This is a genomic window from Ulvibacterium sp. (assembly GCF_965248315.1).
Classification (GTDB): Bacteria; Bacteroidota; Bacteroidia; order Flavobacteriales; family Flavobacteriaceae; genus Ulvibacterium.
Window position 1 is genome coordinate 3,711,460 of the sequence record NZ_CBDFIX010000002.1, and the last position, 19,727, is coordinate 3,731,186.

Annotated in this window: 20 protein-coding genes; 9 read left to right on the plus strand and 11 right to left on the minus strand. The window is 40.5% G+C overall.

Translation table 11 applies throughout. The features are described 5' to 3' along the window. Positions 1-5 precede the first annotated feature (5 nt). Positions 6-1,889 carry a phosphoglycerate dehydrogenase gene (serA, locus tag ACP2AF_RS17560; RefSeq protein ID WP_425237446.1) on the minus strand — a complete coding sequence of 628 codons (1,884 nt, stop codon included), beginning with the start codon at positions 1,887-1,889 and terminating at the stop codon, positions 6-8. 205 nt (positions 1,890-2,094) lie between these two features. Further along, complete coding sequence (locus ACP2AF_RS17565; protein WP_425237447.1) at positions 2,095-2,880, minus strand: NUDIX hydrolase; 786 nt, start codon at positions 2,878-2,880, stop codon at positions 2,095-2,097. An 89-nt stretch (positions 2,881-2,969) separates the two neighbouring features. Between ACP2AF_RS17565 and ACP2AF_RS17570 the strand changes: the two genes are divergently transcribed. Continuing rightward, complete coding sequence (locus tag ACP2AF_RS17570) at positions 2,970-4,928, plus strand: glycoside hydrolase family 3 N-terminal domain-containing protein (protein WP_425237448.1); 1,959 nt, start codon at positions 2,970-2,972, stop codon at positions 4,926-4,928. A gap of 54 nt (positions 4,929-4,982) precedes the next feature. After that, on the plus strand, positions 4,983-5,369 hold the full coding sequence (locus ACP2AF_RS17575; protein WP_425237449.1) for a VOC family protein: 387 nt from the start codon (positions 4,983-4,985) through the stop codon (positions 5,367-5,369). A gap of 11 nt (positions 5,370-5,380) precedes the next feature. Here ACP2AF_RS17575 and ACP2AF_RS17580 read toward each other — a convergent pair whose 3' ends face one another. From ACP2AF_RS17580 to ACP2AF_RS17595, 4 genes are all read right to left on the minus strand, one after another. Beyond that, complete coding sequence (locus ACP2AF_RS17580; RefSeq protein WP_425237450.1) at positions 5,381-6,541, minus strand: 1,4-beta-xylanase; 1,161 nt, start codon at positions 6,539-6,541, stop codon at positions 5,381-5,383. 4 nt (positions 6,542-6,545) lie between these two features. Next, a complete protein-coding gene (locus ACP2AF_RS17585; protein ID WP_425237451.1) occupies positions 6,546-7,244 on the minus strand; it encodes a DUF3307 domain-containing protein in 699 nt (232 codons plus the stop codon). Continuing rightward, positions 7,241-7,852, minus strand: a complete 612-nt coding sequence (locus ACP2AF_RS17590; RefSeq protein ID WP_425237452.1) for a SatD family protein — start codon at positions 7,850-7,852, stop codon at positions 7,241-7,243. The genes ACP2AF_RS17585 and ACP2AF_RS17590 overlap by 4 nt, the downstream gene beginning before the upstream one ends. Before the next feature lie 110 nt (positions 7,853-7,962). Beyond that, positions 7,963-8,415, minus strand: coding sequence for a methyltransferase family protein (locus ACP2AF_RS17595; protein WP_425237453.1), 453 nt, complete (start codon positions 8,413-8,415; stop codon positions 7,963-7,965). A 43-nt stretch (positions 8,416-8,458) separates the two neighbouring features. Here ACP2AF_RS17595 and ACP2AF_RS17600 point away from each other — a divergent pair, with 43 nt between their 5' ends. The 4 genes from ACP2AF_RS17600 (at position 8,459) to ACP2AF_RS17615 (ending at position 13,648) form a co-directional block, all read left to right on the plus strand. After that, complete coding sequence (locus ACP2AF_RS17600; protein ID WP_425238044.1) at positions 8,459-9,049, plus strand: non-canonical purine NTP diphosphatase; 591 nt, start codon at positions 8,459-8,461, stop codon at positions 9,047-9,049. A 228-nt stretch (positions 9,050-9,277) separates the two neighbouring features. Next, positions 9,278-11,041, plus strand: a complete 1,764-nt coding sequence (locus tag ACP2AF_RS17605) for a DEAD/DEAH box helicase (RefSeq protein WP_425237454.1) — start codon at positions 9,278-9,280, stop codon at positions 11,039-11,041. 123 nt (positions 11,042-11,164) lie between these two features. Further along, positions 11,165-11,902 carry a carboxypeptidase-like regulatory domain-containing protein gene (locus tag ACP2AF_RS17610; RefSeq protein WP_425237455.1) on the plus strand — a complete coding sequence of 246 codons (738 nt, stop codon included), beginning with the start codon at positions 11,165-11,167 and terminating at the stop codon, positions 11,900-11,902. 51 nt (positions 11,903-11,953) lie between these two features. After that, positions 11,954-13,648 (plus strand): alpha-amylase family glycosyl hydrolase, encoded by a 1,695-nt coding sequence (locus tag ACP2AF_RS17615; protein ID WP_425237456.1) that lies wholly within the window; start codon positions 11,954-11,956, stop codon positions 13,646-13,648. 164 nt (positions 13,649-13,812) lie between these two features. On the opposite strand, the gene ACP2AF_RS17620 is transcribed toward ACP2AF_RS17615, so the two are convergent. From ACP2AF_RS17620 to ACP2AF_RS17630, 3 genes are read right to left on the minus strand one after another with little or no spacing between them, the layout of a single operon-like run. Then, on the minus strand, positions 13,813-14,190 hold the full coding sequence (locus ACP2AF_RS17620) for a VOC family protein (RefSeq protein ID WP_425237457.1): 378 nt from the start codon (positions 14,188-14,190) through the stop codon (positions 13,813-13,815). A gap of 5 nt (positions 14,191-14,195) precedes the next feature. Next, positions 14,196-14,720: an SRPBCC family protein gene (locus ACP2AF_RS17625; RefSeq protein WP_425237458.1), complete on the minus strand. Its 525-nt coding sequence runs from the start codon at positions 14,718-14,720 to the stop codon at positions 14,196-14,198. A gap of 50 nt (positions 14,721-14,770) precedes the next feature. Continuing rightward, positions 14,771-15,421: a TrmH family RNA methyltransferase gene (locus tag ACP2AF_RS17630; RefSeq protein WP_425237459.1), complete on the minus strand. Its 651-nt coding sequence runs from the start codon at positions 15,419-15,421 to the stop codon at positions 14,771-14,773. A 32-nt stretch (positions 15,422-15,453) separates the two neighbouring features. On the opposite strand from ACP2AF_RS17630, the gene ACP2AF_RS17635 reads away from it, so the two are divergent. Continuing rightward, positions 15,454-16,152, plus strand: coding sequence for an SIR2 family NAD-dependent protein deacylase (locus ACP2AF_RS17635; protein ID WP_425237460.1), 699 nt, complete (start codon positions 15,454-15,456; stop codon positions 16,150-16,152). Here the strand turns inward: ACP2AF_RS17635 and ACP2AF_RS17640 are convergent. Then, positions 16,115-16,588: a heme-binding domain-containing protein gene (locus tag ACP2AF_RS17640; RefSeq protein WP_425237461.1), complete on the minus strand. Its 474-nt coding sequence runs from the start codon at positions 16,586-16,588 to the stop codon at positions 16,115-16,117. The two genes, ACP2AF_RS17635 and ACP2AF_RS17640, sit on opposite strands and share 38 nt — an antisense overlap. 103 nt (positions 16,589-16,691) lie before the next feature. Between ACP2AF_RS17640 and ACP2AF_RS17645 the strand changes: the two genes are divergently transcribed. Together ACP2AF_RS17645 and purB are read left to right on the plus strand one after the other, a co-directional pair. After that, positions 16,692-17,186, plus strand: coding sequence for an adenylosuccinate lyase (locus tag ACP2AF_RS17645; RefSeq protein WP_425237462.1), 495 nt, complete (start codon positions 16,692-16,694; stop codon positions 17,184-17,186). 164 nt (positions 17,187-17,350) lie between these two features. Continuing rightward, a complete protein-coding gene (gene purB / locus ACP2AF_RS17650; RefSeq protein ID WP_425237463.1) occupies positions 17,351-18,694 on the plus strand; it encodes an adenylosuccinate lyase in 1,344 nt (447 codons plus the stop codon). A 58-nt stretch (positions 18,695-18,752) separates the two neighbouring features. Here purB and ACP2AF_RS17655 read toward each other — a convergent pair whose 3' ends face one another. Next, the gene (locus tag ACP2AF_RS17655) at positions 18,753-19,568 is read right to left on the minus strand and encodes a mechanosensitive ion channel family protein (RefSeq protein ID WP_425237464.1); all 816 of its coding nucleotides are present in this window, start codon (positions 19,566-19,568) and stop codon (positions 18,753-18,755) included. Positions 19,569-19,727: the final 159 nt, after the last annotated feature.

Below are 19,727 nucleotides of genomic sequence, written 5' to 3' on the forward strand. Positions count from 1 at the left end.
GTCCTTTAATACAGTACCCTAAATTTAATAGTATGTTCTACTTTCCGTAGCGCTTTCATCACATCTTTATTGTACTCCTTATCCAAATCGGTAATTACGTACCCCACCTCACTATCCGTAGAAAGATATTGCCCTACAATATTCATCTCATACTTGGCCAAAACTTCATTGATATGGGCCATGATACCCGGAATATTTTTATGTATGTGCAAAAAACGATGTGCATTGTTTTGTTTTGGCAAACGAATATTTGGGAAATTTACTGCATCCACACTATTACCCGAGTTGATGTAATCCATAATCTTGTTGGGTACAAAATCGGCGATATCACGTTGGGCCTCCTCCGTACTGCCCCCAACGTGAGGTGTAAGGATTACATTTGCAAGCCCCTGTAATTCAGTCTTGAATTCACCATTACTTCTGGGCTCCTCGGGATACACATCTACTGCAGCACCTGATAGCTTTCCACTTTTAAGTGCTTCGGTAAGTGCAGCAATATCAATAACAAATCCACGGGAAAGGTTAATTAGCATGGCCCCATCCCTCATCTGATTAATTTCCCGCTCACCTATGAAGTTTTTGTTCGCTTGATTGTCATCAATATGTACCGTAACTACATGGGAAACATTTAAAAGATCTTCCAGCGTTTCACATTTAACCGCATTGCCCAAAGCCAATTTATCCTCTATATCGTAATAGTACACACGCATACCAATGGCCTCGGCCAAAACGGACAATTGTTTTCCAATATTTCCGTACCCAACGATGCCCAAATTTTTTCCACGAACCTCCCGGGAATTTACAGCAGTCTTGTTCCATTGGCCTTGGTGTATCTCCGTACTACGTGGAAAAACATTCCGCATCAGCATAATAATTTCGCCAATGGCTAATTCCACCACTGAACGCGTATTGCTATAGGGTGCATTGAAGACAACTACGCCCTTCTTTTTGGCATAGTCTAATTCTATTTGCTTTGTCCCAATACAGAAAGCACCAACAACCAACAATTTATTGGCCGCATCCAGAACCCGTTTCGTAACCTGGGTCTTGGAACGGATTCCCAAAACATGGACGCCCTTTATCTTTTCTACCAATTCCTCCTCGCTAAGACTGTGTTTTACCAATTCTACGGAAAAACCATCTTCTGAAAGGTTATCGAAAGCTGCAGGATGAACATTCTCCAGCAATAGAATCTTGATGCGGTTTTTGGGATAGGATATATTCCTGGGTAAATCGTTTACAAATAAAAATTCGTCCAAATTAGGTGCAATATGATCGGCATTACTAGCCGCTTTCTCTCTGTGTACATTCTCCGTATATGCAAAGAATTTATGGGCTATTCCGGCCTCCCGCATTACATAATCGCTATATCCATCACCGATAACCTGTACCTCTCCATCCAGATCCAGTTCCTTTAGACATTCTATTTTTCCGTTATGGGAGGACAGCACGTTGGTTTCATCAAAACCGATGATACTTCCAGATTCGTCAAATTTGAAGGTATTGGCATATACCCGATCGGAAGGGATATTGTATTCCGCCACTATAGGATCTATAAATTCCTTAAAACCACAGGAAATTACATAAATATCGTCCGAAAACTTTTCAAAAAACTCTTTGTTCGATGCAATGGATTTAGAAATCTTTTGACGAAGTTCTACCACCAATCCATCCAAATCATCCTTTTTAGCATTTAGAAGCTTTATGCGACGTTCCAAGGACTCCGTAAAGGAAATATCCCCGTCTATTCCCAAATTGGTAATTTCCTGAATCTTATTAACGATTTCCTCCCGATCCGACCTTCCTTGCAAAGTCATTTCGGCAAGGACATCCAATGCCTCTACCCGTGTCAAGGTACTATCAAAATCGAAAACGTATTTTCGGCCCATTCGAAAACTTTTAAATAAATTAATGGGCAAAAATAAAGATTAATTTTGTCCTGTTGGGAAGAACCGGAAAATAAAACAAATTGCGCTTAGTTTTGTATAATTACAATATCGCATTCGCCTTCTAAAATACTACCTTTATTAAATTCTTAACCCATTCATAAAAACCAATCTAAGTCGTTTGGAACGATAGTTTTGGTTTATCAGCTTAATAAGAAAACCCAATACCTTTACTTACCAACTCTTTGTATTTGGCCTTATCAAAACGGTATAGGTAGGGCGCTTTATTTGCGGCACCGGTCAATTGCTTCTCCAAACGGATAAAAATTCCCAAACTCAACATTTTTCGTTGAAAATTGCTGCGTTCCAATTTTTTCCGCAGTAGGGCCTCATACAGTTTTTGAATATCTTGCATAGTGAATTTCTCGGGCAACAAAGAAAGGCCGATAGGCAAATAATTCAGTTGTATCCGAAGATGTTCCAAGGCTTTTTCAATAATTTGTCCGTGATCCAAGATCAATTCAGGTAAATCATCAAGAGCTTTCCACTCACATTTTTCACTGAGGAAGTCCGGTTGAGGACGGGTCTTTCCAATATTAGTGAGCGCAAAATAACCGGTTGTAATAAATCTACCCTGTATCCAACGGACAAAACTAGGGTTATCAATTTCCAATTCCCTAAGCATCTCTTGGGTTCGTTTTGCCTGTATAACTCCATTCATTTGCGAGCGCTCATTGCTTCCAAACGTATAAAACTGATTCAAAAAAATAGATTTTAAACCTGTTCGCTCCTCAAGGATGCGGTGAGCGGCCTGATCTATGTCCTCCTCTTTTAGAATAAACCCTCCTGGAAGGGACCAAACACCATTTTTCCATTGTAGCAACAAGGTCTTTAATTGTTGATTCTCATAACCTAAAATGACACAATCGATAGAATTTCCGGGAAGGCAATCATTTACCAATTGGGCAACGTGCTCTTTGAGTTTTAAATCCATGGGACAAATGTAAATTTTTATTGTGTCAAAATAGTACAATAATTCTTTTTTTAGTAATATTGTGTCATAATAACAAAATAAGAATAGAGATGAAAAAATTCCTCAAAATCCTGAAATATGCCTTGTTATCCATCATAGGTCTTCTGCTCATATCGGCATTAATCGTATACATCAACATGTCCAACTCATCAAAGAACAATATGGCTCTGTTAGGCGATGAAGCCCAGACACTAACGAAAAATGGTACTACTTTCCGGGATTTGAATAAAAATGGAAGATTGGATATCTATGAAAATCCTACTGCGAACCTGGAGGAGCGGGTAGACGATTTGGTTTCCCAAATGAACTTGGAAGAAAAAGCCGGTTCCATGTTCGTTACCATGATCGGCACTACTCCGGATGGTGAGCCCATGGAAACCCCTATTCTATCTACTGAACCACTAAATTTAATTATGTCCTTGGTGCTACCCTCAAATTCGGAGATGATTGCCAGAAAGAAAATGAACAGTTTTAATATTCTAGCATCATTGGATGCAGGTAAAATGGCCAAATACAATAATACCATTCAAAAAATGGCCGAGCGTACACGACTTGGTATTCCAATTACCATTGCAACCGACCCAAGACATGGTACTGAGAATAACCCGGGCGCTTCATTGTATACCCCCTCTTTTTCACAATGGCCAAGTTCCCTAGGATTGGCGGCGACTAGGGATACCCTATTGGTGAGGGAATTCGGTGATATTGCCCGGCAAGAATACAAGGCGGTAGGCATTAGAGTAGCATTGCATCCCATGGCCGATCTGGCTACGGAACCCCGTTGGGGAAGGTCCAACGGTACTTTTGGGGAAGATGCCCATTTGTCGGCGATAATGACCAAAGCTTATGTATTGGGATTTCAAGGTGATTCCCTGGACCAAAATAGCGTGGCCTGTATGACCAAACATTTCTCAGGGGGAGGTCCGCAAAAAGATGGAGAGGATCCGCATTTCCCTTATGGAAAGGAACAGGTGTACCCCGGTGATAATTTCGATTATCATATCATCCCCTTCACTGAAGGAGCCTTTAAAGCCAATACGGCCCAGATTATGCCATACTATGGAATTCCCGTAGACCAGACCAGCGAGAATGTGGCTTTTGGTTTTAACCGGGATATCATCACGGACCTGCTTAGAGATTCTTTAAACTTCCAAGGTGTGGTATGCACGGATTGGAACATCATTACCGATTCCAAATTGGGTGAGGGTCGCGCTTGGGGTGTGGAGGATTTAACCATAAAACAACGGGTAAAAAAAGTATTGGATGCGGGTTGTGACCAATTTGGAGGTGAGAACATACCTGAAGTAATAGTCGAATTGGTAAATGAAGGCCTTATACCGGAAAAACGATTGGACATATCTGTAAAACGCATTATGCTGGACAAGTTTCGTCTAGGGCTTTTTGACGATCCCTACGTAAATGAGAAAAAGGCAAGTGAAATTACCGGTAAAGCCGAATTTCGCAAAAGAGGACGTATTGCGCAAGGTAAGGCTACGGTTCTACTTAAGAATCAAGGATTGTTACCTTTAAAAGAGGGAACAAAAATATATGCCGAGGGTATGTTGACCCCTGAAGCTCTCAATACTTATGGAGCCTTGGTCAACAATCCGAACGATGCCGATATTATTCTCTCCCGGATACGAACCCCTTTTGATGAGCGTACTGAATACTTCCTTGAGAGCTTTTTTCACCAAGGTCGCTTGTACTATACGAACGAAGAGAAAAAGGAAATTCTAGATCTAATCTCCCAAAAACCATCTATAGTAGTGGCCAATTTGGAGCGCCCAGCTATATTAACGGAAATAGCGGAAGCCAGTAATGCCCTTTTGGCAGAATTCGGTACGAGTGATGAAGTCTTGGTCGATATTTTATTTGGGAAGAAAAGGCCTATGGGCAAACTTCCATTTGAACTGCCCTTGTCATGGGAGGCCGTAAAGAATCAAAAAGAAGATGTACCTTATGATTCCAAAAAACCGCTATATCCTTTTGGTCACGGTTTGAGCTATTGATTTTGGCCATATCTTTAGAAAGGACATCGGTTATTCATTTCCAAACGATTATCTATGGAATTTGACAGAACGGGGATTATACTTTTTACGATAAATTACGAAGAATGTGTACGTTTCTATAAGGACGTTCTCGGTTTACCAAAGCTTTTTGAAAAAGAAAAACTTACCTTTTTTGCATTTGGCGAATCCTATTTGCTAGTTGAAGTAGATGACGAATATGTAGGTCCGGAAAGTACGGATAACCGAGTAAAAACCTGTTTACGTATGAATGTTAAGAATGTCAAATCTTTGGTCGGGCGACTTGAAAAGGAAAATATTCAAGTGGACTATCAGGAGCATTCATGGGGCACTATTGCAAAATTCCATGACCCAGATGGCAATTTATGTGCATTCAAAGACTCCGAGAAGTTTGAACAACAAATTTTGGATTATAAAAATTGAGGCACCGTACGTCAATTCTTTGTTCCAATAATGTCCTTTATAAATTCAACTTCTTTTTGGGAATAGGGCGTGCCGTCTTGCCGTAAAATATCATGATGCCATATTTTAGGTTCTGATGTAAAGGTTGAATCCCAGCTCTTCCAGGGATAAATAGTATTACTTTTTCCTGAGACAAAACCCCAATTTATGGCCGCTATTTTGTTTTCCTTTAAAATGGGCATCACATTTTCAAAAGTATTTCCCGTTCCCCTTGCCACATATTCTGTACACAGAAGGGGCCTTTCATAGTTTTTCAATTGATCTATTTTTTTTTGAACGTTCCCCATATCACCATCATAAGCATGGAAAGACACCACATCCGAGTTTTCTATCATGTATCGATCTATGGCAGGCAAACTGTCCAAGTGACCCCAATGGTCAATATTTCCCCTCCAAATTCCGGTTGTCAAAGGCTGTTTTGGGTTTACCTCCCTGGTCCAGTGAAATACCTTTTTTAAAAGTGCCAAGGAGTAGTCATGCTTATTCTTCACTTCCAAAGAAGTTCGACCTGGTTGGCTGGCCACATTATCGGGCTCGTTGTATACATCCCAGACCAAGACCCTATCATCCGTTGCAAAATGCTTGGTTACGCCTTTTATGTAACCCTCTAGTTCCTTATGCCTTGTAGTATCCCCTAATATCTCCGCCCCAGGGGCCTGTACCCAACCTGAATTGTGAACATGGGGAACCGGTTCGGGCTGTTTGCCCAATTTAGGAACAGGGTGCCAAACATCATCCAAGAGTACAAACATCGTTTTAATCCCATATGAATCAGCGATTTTTAAGTAATCATCCAGTCGCTTCAAAAATCCTACGGAATCTTGTTCCCACAGTAAATTGTGTAGATATACTCTATGCAGGTTCATTCCCAAGTCTGCGGACCACTTCAACTCGCGATCAATAGTCTCGGGGTCAAAGGTGTCCTCTTGCCAAAATTCCAATTGGTTTATGGAAGTGCTTGGATTAAAATTGGTGCCGACCAACCAAGGTTGTTGGGCGTACCACGCCCAAGCTTTTTCTTTGGACCAGCGTTGGGCTATTTTTTGTTTTGTTGGCTCTGCTTTCGTTTCCTTCTTCTTCTCAGCACAGGACAAAATAAAAAGAGCTAATATGGCCAGGAGTATTCTTTTCATAATTCTAAAATTTTGTATAAATAATTCCGGTGACTATTGCGATACCGAAGCTTAATAGGGTACCTATCAAAATATACTCGGTAAGTTTTCGACTATTACTTTCCTTTAAGTCATTAAAACGAAAAACGGATTTTGCGGTTATCAGTAGGCCTATGACCTCCCATCGGCCTAGAATAATAAAAGCTAACACGAATAATCGCTCTATAATGCCAATATATTTCCCTGCACCAGGAAGGGATTTGTGATCCAGTTCAATCCTGTCCGACATTCCTTCCAGCAATTTGCCCATGATAATGGCCGCCGGATAGCTGACGAAAACTATGGCAGTGAGCAAGGCCCAGTCAATTTTTTCCAATAAAAAAATGGTTTGCCCGATTACATTTCCGGAGTAGGCACATATGTACAGAACTAGAATGTGCAATGCCTGATCCATAAAAAAAGGAATGCTCCTTAATTTAAAAAAGGGATTGGCGTACAACTTGGCCAGATCAATAAAATAATGGGATATAACAATGGCCAATACAAGTTTCCAGGATTGAAAATCCCATAATAATAGCATGGTAATTACAAAATGAACCAATACATGGAAATAAAGGTACTTGGAAGTCACTTTATTTACCTCCTTATGAATCACCCATCTATTGGGCTGCAATAAAAAATCCCCTATCAAATGGGCCAACACCAATTTTATAAAAAGAATCATGATCGTAACTCCTTTACAGTTTGGGCATAGTATTCCAAAAGTTCATACACCAAATCCAATCTGGCCCTTTTTTGGCGTTGGCTTACCGCAGATTGTTGAATTTTAAGTTGCTTGGCAATCTCTTGCTGTGAAGTTTGCGGGTTTTGCAAGGCCAAAGCCACGATTTCTGCCGAAACCGTACTCCAATCATCCATGAAATCCAAAGCTAGTTTCAGCATTAAGTTCAACGTACGGTCGTAAAATTCATGGCCAGTAGCAATAGTTAAATTGGTTTTGTCTTCCTTAAGGGATTCGAAAGTCCTGCCCGAGCGTTGATATGCTGGACCATTGGATTCACTTACTCGATTACTGGCATACGTTTCGGTACCCAAACCTATACCCATACGAACATCAAGGTTCTTTATAGCTTTAATCAATGCCTTTATGTGTATGGATATTTCCAGCGCCCGTTCTTCTGGAACCCTTAACTGAAACTCATCACCCCTGTAGATTTCCCAGTCATAGGGAGACTTGCCCAACTGTAATAGATAGTCTTTTAGAACACCCATCCACTCCGAGGCCTCATGCTCTTCCGAGTTTATGATGTCTCCTGTGATTATTGCAATCATATCTATATAAGCTAAAATGCTAATATATGAAAATATAAGTAAATTTGCTAATATTTAAAAATATAAGTGAAAAAGCTTATATTAAAGTGTTATAAGCGATATCGATTATATCAGAACCACCGCCGCACATCAATACAATACCGACTATACGCCTTACCAAAAATCTTGAGCAACGCTTGCTCCTCAGGTATGATTTGAAATCGGTTCATATAAGCTACAAATCCAGCAGCGACCAAAGTATTAAAAGCATTACCCAAAAGTAGGCCCAAAGCCAAGAGCAATAACAACATAGCCAAATACATTGGGTTTCTAGAATATTTGTAGAGTCCGGTCACCACCAAGGCAGAGGCCTTTTCAGGATTTGAGGGATCCACAGTGGTCCTTGCGCGATAAAACTGGAATATGGCCAAAACCGTAATAATGATAGCCATACCCAATAGGAAACTTATCAAGTACTCACGTCCAAAAAAATCAAAAGAACCAAAGGTCAGAAATTTGGTCACCAAATACATTAACAGTCCAAAGGATAAAAAGACAAGAACAGGAGGCACTTTCAACTTCACAACAAATAATTTTCAGATGGCTAAAATTAGTATTTTTGAACTTATGCGAATAGTATTTGCCACACATAATCCAAATAAAATAAGAGAAGTACTTCATTTACTGCCAAAACATATTGACCTATTGTCCCTCACCGACATAGGTTGTGTTGAAGAAATCCCGGAAACAGGACAGACCCTTGAGGAAAACGCCCTATTAAAAGCACAATATGTTGTTAGTAATTACGGATACCCATGTTTTGCGGACGATACAGGACTCATTGTAGATGCCTTGGACGGAGCCCCAGGGGTATACTCCGCCCGATATGCCGGAACAAATAAAAATTCCGATGCAAATATGGCCAAGCTTCTTTCGGAAATGGAGAAAAAATCAAACCGCTCGGCACGGTTCAAAACCGTTATTGCCTTATTCCTGGAAGGAAAACAAAAACTATTTACCGGAAAAGTAGAAGGTGAAATTATACATAAAAAAAAAGGCGGACAAGGTTTCGGCTATGACCCCATTTTCAAACCCCTAAATTTTGACAAAACCTTTGCAGAGCTGCCGCTCTCTTTAAAAAACCAAATTGGACATAGAGGAAAAGCCGTAAGAGAATTAATAGAATATCTAAAAAATACCAAGATATCGTCAAAGTAGAAGAAGTAGTTAAAAAAAGTCCAAGGCCTTCCAAAACTAGAGCCATCTTACAGAACCCAAAACAATATTTCTTCATCAAAAGCGATGTAATTCCCATATTAATAAATAGCTGTATCTTTGCCGCTTAATTAACGCCGCCGGTATGGCAGGTGTTGCGCTGAGTCCAATGGGTTATACACGATAATCGCTCTATGCAACACACATATTTGCGATTAAGTAAAACACATTATGACAACATTTGAAGCATTGGGGCTAGAACAGTCCCTATTAAATGCGGTTTCCGATATGGGTTTTGAGACCCCTTCGGAAGTACAGGAAAAAGCAATCCCTATTTTATTGGAAGGAGAAACCGATTTGGTAGCTCTGGCCCAGACGGGAACAGGAAAGACAGCAGCATTCGGATTTCCCCTGATACAAAAAATCGACAAGGAAAGTAGAACTACCCAAGGACTTATCCTATCCCCTACCCGAGAACTCTGTTTGCAAATAACCAATGAAATGCAATCGTATTCCAAATACGAAAAAAGCATAAACACGGTTGCCATCTACGGAGGAGCGAGCATTACTGATCAGGCCCGACAAATTAAGCGGGGGGCGCAGATTGTAGTGGCAACGCCAGGAAGAATGAAAGATATGATTGGCCGTGGTCTGGTGGACATTTCAAAAATTGATTATTGTATTCTGGACGAAGCGGATGAAATGCTCAATATGGGCTTTTATGAGGATATTAAGGATATCCTTTCCAATACGCCTAAAGAAAAATCCACATGGCTGTTTTCCGCAACCATGCCAAGAGAAGTGGCCCACATTGCCAAAAAGTTCATGCACCATCCACAGGAAATAACTGTTGGCGCCAAGAATTCCGGAGTGGATACCGTACAGCACGAATTCTATGTAGTTGGCGGAAGAGACCGTTACCCTGCCTTAAAACGATTGGCGGATGCCAATCCCGATATATTTTCGGTTGTTTTTTGTAGAACCAAAAGAGATACCCAGAAAGTAGCCGAAAAATTAATCGAGGACGGCTACAATGCAGGAGCGTTGCATGGTGACCTTAGTCAAAATCAACGTGACTTGGTGATGAACGCCTTTCGCAAAAAACAGATACAAATGCTAGTGGCAACGGACGTCGCTGCAAGAGGTATAGATGTTGATGATATTACCCATGTAATCAATTACCAACTTCCCGACGAAATTGAAACTTACACGCACCGAAGTGGGAGAACCGGGAGAGCTGGAAAATCAGGGGTTTCTATGGTAATTATTACCCGCAGTGAAATGCGTAAGATAAACGCCATCGAGAAAAAGATAAAGCAGCAGTTCATTTCCAAAAAAATACCTACAGGTATGGAAATCTGTGAAATACAACTATACCATTTGGCCAGTAAGATTAAAAATACGGAGATAAACAAGGATGTAGAAAACTATCTCCCTGCAATATATGATGTCCTTAACGGCATTGATCGGGAAGAGCTCATCAAAAAAATAGTCTCTGTAGAATTCACGCGCTTTTCCAATTATTATAATAAGACCAAAGACCTGAATTCATCCGATTCAGGGGAAAGAAGGGGAGGTAAGGATAAGAATGCTTCCTTTTCCTCAAATGGATCTGTTCGTTATTTCATAAATGTCGGCGAAAGAGATGGATACGATTGGATGTCCTTAAAAGATTTTTTACGCGATACTGTTGGTCTGGATAAAGAAGATGTATACAAGGTAGATGTAAAGGAAAGTTTTTCCTTTTTCAATACCGATACCGGTGTGTCCGAAAAAGTATTGTCCACCTTTACCGATTTTAAGGTAGACGGACGATTCGTGAACGTAGAAGTTTCCAACAACCCTGGAGGTGGTCGTGGCAATCGAGGCGGCAAGGACAAAGGTCGTAGAAGGGATAGGGACCGCGGACGTGGTAAAAGAAGAGATCGCGGTCAAGGCCAGGCCACGTATTCGGGCAAAAGAAGGAGTAAAAAGAGAAAAAGTGATTTCTTTTAGTTAATTGTATATTAAAAAATACGCCTAGGCGTATTTTTTTGTTTTGTTTCGTAGATTTATTTTGGAATTTTAAGGTTAATGCGGAAATATCAAATATTTATCTTCTTTGTCTTTTTAAGCCTTATGGGGATTTCCCAACAAGAGGAGGAACAGTTAGAAGATGGTAAAATATCCGCAACGGTCATTAATGCACAGACCAGTGTTCCTATGGAAAGTGTGCATGTAGTTAACCTTAACCAAGTTCGGGGTACCATAACCAATGAAAATGGGCAATTTTCCATTACTGCTGCGGTTAACGATACCCTGTATTTCTCTTTTTTGGGTTTTAAGTCACAGAAAATCCGGGTAACCAATGACATGTTCAAGTTCAAGGACACCAAAATTGCGCTTACGGAGTTGGCCTATGCATTGGAGGAGGTAATTGTTACACCTTACCAGCTCACGGGCTATCTGGAGATCGATGTGAAAAACCTTCCTATAAACAATGCGTATCAATATAGTATTTCAGGACTTTCCGTTAGCTACGAAGCGGGCAATAAAAACCCTAGCGCCGTTACCAAGGTATTAGGAGCCATATTAAATCCTGCCGATTTACTTCGAAACCTCTTTGGCAAAAAGCCCAACCAGATGCGAAAATTGCGGAAGATGAAGGAAGACGATGAAATACGGAATCTTTTGGCCTCCAAATTCGATAGGGAAACGTTGAGGGAATTCCTGCAATTGGAGAAGGTAGATATAGAGGATATCCTTAATAGTTGCAATTATTCCAAATCTTTTATAAGGACTGCAAACGATCTTCAGATACTAGATGCCATAAGCAGCTGTTACGAGGAATTTAAGGTCCTGAACAGAAAAAAATAATTTTTTTGATTTCCCCACTGCATTTTATAGCTTTAGACAAAATAGATGCCCATGAGAAAACTGCTTATTGCTAGTATCGTGCTCCCCATTTTTTTTGCCTGTAAAAACGAAAAAAAAGAATCCCCTCAAGAGACTATCGTTATGAGAGATTCCCTCCCCGAACCCAGGAGTGAAAAGCCCTTTGTTTGGGAGAGTGCCAATATTTATTTTTTATTGACCGATCGCTTTAACAATGGAAATCCAAAAAACGATATCAATTTTGAAAGAACCGATTCTACGGGTACGTTAAGAGGTTTTATGGGCGGTGACCTTGAAGGAATTACCCAGAAAATTGAAGAAAATTATTTTTCCGAGTTGGGTATAAATGCCATCTGGTTTACCCCAGTAATCGAACAAATTCATGGTGCTACGGATGAAAGTACAGGTAACACCTATGGGTATCATGGGTATTGGGCAAAGGATTGGACCGCTCTGGACCCTAATTTTGGGACAAAGGAAGATTTGGAAAATTTGGTCAAAACTGCACATAAGAAAGGTATTCGGGTCCTCATGGATGTTGTTTTGAACCACACAGGGCCGGTTACACCAAAGGATCCGGTTTGGCCCGAAGAATGGGTACGGACGGATCCCACCTGCGAATTTACTACGTATGAAAATACCACAGCTTGCACTTTAGTGGATAATTTACCCGATATACGAACAGAATCTAATGAACCGGTAGAACTTCCGGATGCCTTACTTGCAAAATGGAAAGAAGAAGGAAGATTGAGTCAGGAATTGGATGAATTACAATTGTTCTTTGAACGGACAGGATATCCCAGGGCTCCAAGATTCTACATTATAAAATGGCTTACGGATTACATACATGACCTGGGAATTGATGGATATAGAGTGGACACGGTGAAACATGTGAACGAAAGTGCTTGGGCCGATCTGTATAAAGAGGCTACGCATGCCTTTAATACTTGGAAGAAAAAACATCCGGATGATATTCTAGATGATGCCCCTTTTTATATGGTAGGTGAAGTTTACAACTATGGTATTTCGGGCGGAAGGGAGTTCGATTTTGGCGATAGGAAAGTGGACTTTTTTAACTATGGTTTTAAAAGTCTTATCAACTTTGAATTAAAAAAGGATGCCCTACAAGACTACGAAACAATTTTTAAAAAGTATAGCAGCCTCTTACATACCAAACTAAAGAATAAGAGCGTGGTAAATTACCTTACCTCGCACGATGATGGGGAACCGTATGACATGGAAAGGAAAGACCCCATTAGGGCGGCCAACGTACTTTTGCTTACTCCAGGCGCATCTCAAGTATATTATGGAGACGAAACTGCAAGAAGTCTTGTCATTGATGGAAGTGTGGGGGACGCTACCTTACGTTCATTTATGAACTGGGAAGAATTGGATAGTCTATCCACAACCCGAAACACTCTGGTTCATTGGCAAAAATTAGGGAAATTTAGACGAGATCATCCGGCAATTGGAGCGGGAAAACACAAAAGATTGGGCAAAAAACCATATGTTTTTAGCAGGACCTACATGGAAGGGGAATTCAAGGACAAGGTGGTAATAGGTTTGGATCTTCCCAAAGGGAAAAAATCGCTTTGGGTCAAAGGTTTCTTTGGCGATGGCACCAAACTTTACGACACCTATTCCGAAACAGAAGTTGAGGTACGGAATGGCAAAGTGCTTTTGGAAAATGACAATACTATTGCACTGCTCGAATTGGCAAACAATTAGGTGGAGTAGTCTTTTCCATTTATCCAAAAAAGAACCAAGTTGCTTAACTTATTTGCTAAAGTGCCTTTTCAGTCAATAAGTAACAAATGGACTATACGGGAACCGTTATAATTTTTGAATAAGGATTCGAAAATTTCTGCGGTGTCTCCTATTTCCAGAAAAGTTCAACTTCTGGAATGAAGGGCAATTCTATTGTTTTCAGTATCCTCTACAAGGGCCATAAAGCCATGACCGTCTCCTATTTCAGTTTTCGCCTTTAAAATTGTACCGCCTACCCCCTCTACCCTAGCGAGTTCTATATCAACATCTTTGCTCGAAAAATAAATCAAAGGGCCATGGGTAGGGCTGGCATTATACATTTCATGCTGGACCAAAGAACCTGTTGCACCAGGCTTGTTAGGTGCATTCGGAAACCATCCCATTATAAAACCATCCAGGTCATGGACGGAAATTGTGATATCAAAGACCGCCTCATAGAATTTCTTGGCCCGTTCCATGTTGGTCACCGGTATTTCAAACCACCCTACCATATTGTAATCCATACCTCTTATTTTTCCAGATTTGACTTCAGGGTAGCAAGCCCCTCTTCAAAATCCTTTCCTACCATTTTGTCCATACTCATAAATAACATCATGATACTCATTGGAAACTTGTTTTTACCAGTGAATCCCCAGGTAACTTTGGTTTGCCCATCTCCATCCTTAACCTCCATATAACAATCCGAGGTGGATTTCCATGGCTTTAAAAAACGTAATTCGGATTCTACTCGCTCACCTTCTACAATTTTGGTAATTTCCTGTTCTCCTTCCCCAACATCTTTATTACCGTTCCAATAACTCGTTGCTCCCACTTCTCCATCCGTTCCTGTGAATTTCTTCTCCATATTGGGGTCTTTCTTTGCCCATGGAGACCATTCATCCATCTTTTTCAATGATCTTAGGTATTCAAAAACTTCTCCTTTTGGTTTGGAAATATTGATTGATCTGGAAACATCATAGGTCTTTGGCGCCAAAAATGCCAATACTAAAAGTAATAAAATGATTCCCGCTAGAATGTACAGTACAATAGTCATTTGCTTAATTATTAGTTAGTTATTGGAACAATGTAAGAAAAAAATCAATTCTAGCTATGGTATCTTTTTAATATTTCCTCTACGCTTTTAATGGATTTTTTGGTCCAGTCCAACCGTTTTTCCAATTTTTCCTTTTCCGTCAATTGCCAGGAAAACTTTGATTTTCTTAACTTTTCGGTAAGGACTTGAAGCAATATCGCGGCGGATACCGAAACATTTAGGCTTTCGGTAAATCCGACCATAGGTATTTTTAAAAAACCATCTGCTGCCTGGACAACCTCATTGCTAAGTCCCTCCTTTTCGGTACCGAAGAATAGTGCGAGCTTAGTACTAATTTGGAAATTTTCCAATAAACAGGAATCTATATGTGGTGTCGTGGCAATAATTTGGTATCCGTCCTCCTTTAAACTCGCCAGGCAATCCTTGGAAACATCATAACGATGTACATCTACCCATTGCTGGGCTCCCATGGCAATATTCTTGTCCAATCGTTTTCCAAAACGATTTTCGATAACATGGGCCTCTTGTATCCCGAAAACCTCACAGCTACGAATTATTGCACTTGTATTGTGGAACTGAAATACGTCCTCAATGGCAACGGTTACAAATTTGGTGCGCTTTTCCAAAATTTCCAGGAATCGATTCTTGCGCTCAGGACTAATAAAACCCTCTAAATATGTCAAAAGTTTTGGGTCTGTCATATGTCGAATATAATAAAAACCTTATTTTTAAAATGATGAGGAAAAAAGTAGTCGTCCTGACCGGGGCAGGTGTAAGTGCTGAAAGCGGCATCAAAACATTCCGCGATGCCGATGGCCTATGGGAAGGACATGATGTTATGGAAGTGGCGTCCCCAAATGGCTTTGCCAGCAACCCGGAATTGGTACTGGATTTCTATAACCAAAGACGTAGACAACTTTTAGAAGTGTCCCCCAACCAGGCGCATATAGCACTGGCAAATTTAGAGGCACATTTTAAAACGACGATTATTACCCAGAATATAGACGATTTGCATGAAAGGGCGGGAAGCACTGATGTGGTTCATTTGCATGGAGAATTGTTTAAAGTACGAAGTACAGGAAATCAAAACCTGATTCTAGATTGGAAAAAGGATTTAAACTGGGGTGATGTTTGTGGGGATGGCCATCAATTGCGCCCCCATATCGTGTGGTTTGGGGAACAGGTGCCTATGATAGAAAAGGCCATCGAAATCACCCAAAATGCCGACGCATTGCTTATAATCGGAACTTCCATGCAAGTATATCCGGCAGCGGGGTTAATACAGTATGCTCCCAGCGGAATACCCATTTATTTCATCGATCCAAAGCCTAGCTTGGCCTCGAACAACTATGAAAATCTAGTAGTTTTAGCGGAAAAGGCTTCGGTAGGAGTGCCTATTGCGGTATCTCGTTTAATTGATAAAATAACCTAGTCTTTTTGGCCCATGCTACTATAGACTCCCGTTGCTCGTTGGTCAATCTGGCATTTTCATGGGTCCAGGTATATTCTTTTAACGGCATTTCGCCATTCTCTATCATCTCTATTACCTCCTCTAGTTTATGGTCCTTCTTTTTGACGGAATAACCATCCCAAGCAGAAAAATTCAAATGTTTTTTACCATCCTTCACATGGTTGGCCAACCAAAATGAAACCGGAGCTATGTTATTGTACCAAGGATATACGGTATTGTTACTATGGCAGTCATAGCAAGTTTCTTCCAATACAACCCTTAATTCTGTGGCCGGGTTGGTTTCGGCAAGAAAAATTTCGGTGTGATTTCCATTTGCCAAGTTCTTTTCTGGTCTAAAAAATTGAATGGCAATAAAAATCGCCAATAGTATTAAAGAAATTTTTTTTACTGTTTTCATGATTTTATATTTGAGGCAAGGTGAAAGTACAATTTTTGTGACCAAAACGGAATTATATCAATCTTTAAATTATGTGGATGCCACAAGAGAAAAACGTACCCAAATGGCTACACTTATTTCCGATGATCCGGATTTAATCCGTCCACTCCTCGAAATAATTTTTAAAGACGAGAATCCGATTTCCTGTAGAGGTTCTTGGGTATTGGAATTTACGCTCAAAAAGAGACTACATTACATTTATCCCCATCTCAACTTTTTAACTTCGAATATGAGTGGTGTCCGCTTGGACTCCTCGGTAAGGCCATTGGCCAAAATATGTGAATTCCTCGCAAAAGCCTACTTTTCAAAAACGAAAAACGAAGCGCAAAAAGCGCTACAGGAGAAGCATTTGGAAGCAATCGCCGCTGCTAGCTTTGATTGGCTCATAGGAGATTACAAAGTAGCCGCAAAGGCCTACTCAATGACTTCCTTGTTTTTACTAGGACGAAAATTTGATTGGGTACATCCTGAGTTAAAAATGGTGTTGGAGCAGAACTATGGGGAAGGCAGTGCGGCGTACAAGGCCCGAGCCAGAATGGTATTGGCCAAAATAAAATAGGAAGTCCCAAAAACTATTTCTTTAGAAAATGAACTTCCAAAATTCAACCCATCACAATTTAAAAGCATACACTTGGAAAGCTTAACTTATGGAGCATAAGCTTTTAAACTCCCTCGCTTATAAGTATCTTTGCAACTTGCTTTAACCCACCAATTTTAGAATACATGTCCTTGAATCCATTAAATGCAATTTCGCCCATAGACGGCAGGTATAGGGCCAAAACGGATGCTTTGGCCAACTTTTTTTCTGAAGAAGCCCTAATAAAGTATCGTGTTCGGGTAGAAATTGAATATTTTATTGCACTTTGTGAGATTCCTCTACCACAATTGCAATCGTTTGACCCTACAAAATTTGCTAGGCTCAGGGAAATCTATCAAAAATTTAACGCAGCACATGCGAACGATATTAAAGAGATAGAAAAAGTCACCAATCATGATGTAAAGGCTGTTGAATATTTCATCAAAAAAGAATTTGACGCGCTTGGATTGGAAAAATATAAGGAGTTCATCCATTTTGGTCTCACTTCCCAAGATATCAATAATACGGCCATTCCCTTATCCCTAAAGGAGGCTCTAAACGAAGTATATGTACCCCGGTACCTTGAGGTTTTTGAAAAGTTACAAGAACTGGCGAAAGAATGGAAGGCAATTCCAATGCTGGCCCGTACCCATGGGCAACCCGCCTCTCCTACCCGACTTGGAAAGGAGATAGCTGTTTATGTGGAACGATTAAAGGAACAGTTTAACCTTCTTAACGATATTCCCAGTGCTTCAAAATTTGGAGGAGCGACGGGAAATTATAACGCGCATAAGGTGGCATATCCAGATTTGGATTGGAAGCTATTCGGAAAGGAATTCGTTCAGGAAAAACTCGGACTACACCATTCCTTCCCCACCACACAAATAGAGCATTATGACCACATGGCCGCACTTTTTGATACTTTAAAACGAATCAATACCATTCTGTTGGATTTGGACCGGGATTTTTGGACGTATGTTTCCATGGACTACTTCAAACAGAAAATTAAGGCCGGGGAAGTTGGATCTTCAGCTATGCCCCATAAGGTAAATCCAATCGATTTTGAGAATTCAGAAGGCAACTTGGGCATTGCCAATGCTCTTTTTGAGCATCTGTCCGCAAAACTTCCCGTATCCAGATTACAGCGCGATTTAACGGACAGTACCGTTCTTAGAAACATTGGAGTGCCTTTTGCCCATACCGTCTTGGCTTTTCAATCCACTTTAAAGGGGTTGAACAAGTTACTGCTCAACGAGGACAAATTTAGGGAGGACCTAGAGAATAATTGGGCAGTTGTTGCGGAGGCCATTCAAACTATCTTGCGTCGAGAAGCCTATCCCAATCCCTATGAGGCGTTAAAAGGATTGACGCGGACCAATGAAAAAATCAATCAGGAATCCATTGCCAAATTCATAGATACGCTAGAAATCTCCAATGCCATTAAAGACGAATTAAAGGCCATTACCCCAAGTAATTATACAGGGATATAAAAAAATCTGCCCGCTTAAAACGGACAGATTTTGTGCAATAATAGTCTCCAAATAGGTGTCATCCTTCCTTATGAATCTCAACGGAATGTGGATATGGAATTTCAATACCTGCAGCATCAAGAGCCAATTTAGCGCCCTCATAAGTTGCGAAATATACATCCCAATAATCCTCTGGCTTGCAAAAAGGCCTAACTGCGAAATTGACAGAACTGTCCGCTAGTTCCATTACGTTTACCGAAGGGGCCGGTTCCGGCAACACCTTAGGGTTTGAGGTAAGCACTTCCATAAGAACCTCCTTGGTCTTTTTAATATCCTCGCCATAACCTACCCCAACAACGGTATCCACTCGAATCTTTCCTTCCTCGGTATAGTTAATGATGTTCCCATTGGCCATGGCCCCGTTAGGAACGATTGCTAGTTTGTTTTCTGGCGTAGTTAATTTTGTAGTGAAAATTTCTATTTCCTTTACCACCCCCAAAACACCTTGGGCCTCTATAAGATCGCCTATTCGGTATGGCTTAAATATCATAATCAGAACGCCCCCCGCAAAATTGGAAAGTGATCCTTGAAGTGCCAAACCTACCGCTAAACCGGCTGCTGCGATAACAGCAGCAAAGGTAGTAACATCGACACCAAGTGTAGAAATAACGATTATTATAAGCAGTACCTTCAATGCCCACAAAGCCATATTCAACAAAAAGCGTTGAAGGGACTCATCATAACTACTTTTGCTCATTACTTTACGGGCAGTACCAATAATCTTCTTGATAATCCAAGAACCGACAATGTAAATTAAAATAGCGCCCAATACTTTGGGGCCATATTCGATGACAAAGTCCATTCCCTTGTTCATCCAAACTTCAGCTTCTTCCATAATGGTATAATTTTAGTTAGTGTTAATAGTGCTCAATATAGCAATTTAGTCCTGAAAAGAAAACGCTTTTATTAACTACCAAATAGACTCAAGCCCGTACAAATAAAAACCGCTTTGGGAAATCCCAAAGCGGTTTTTATTCAGTGTTTTTAGTATTGA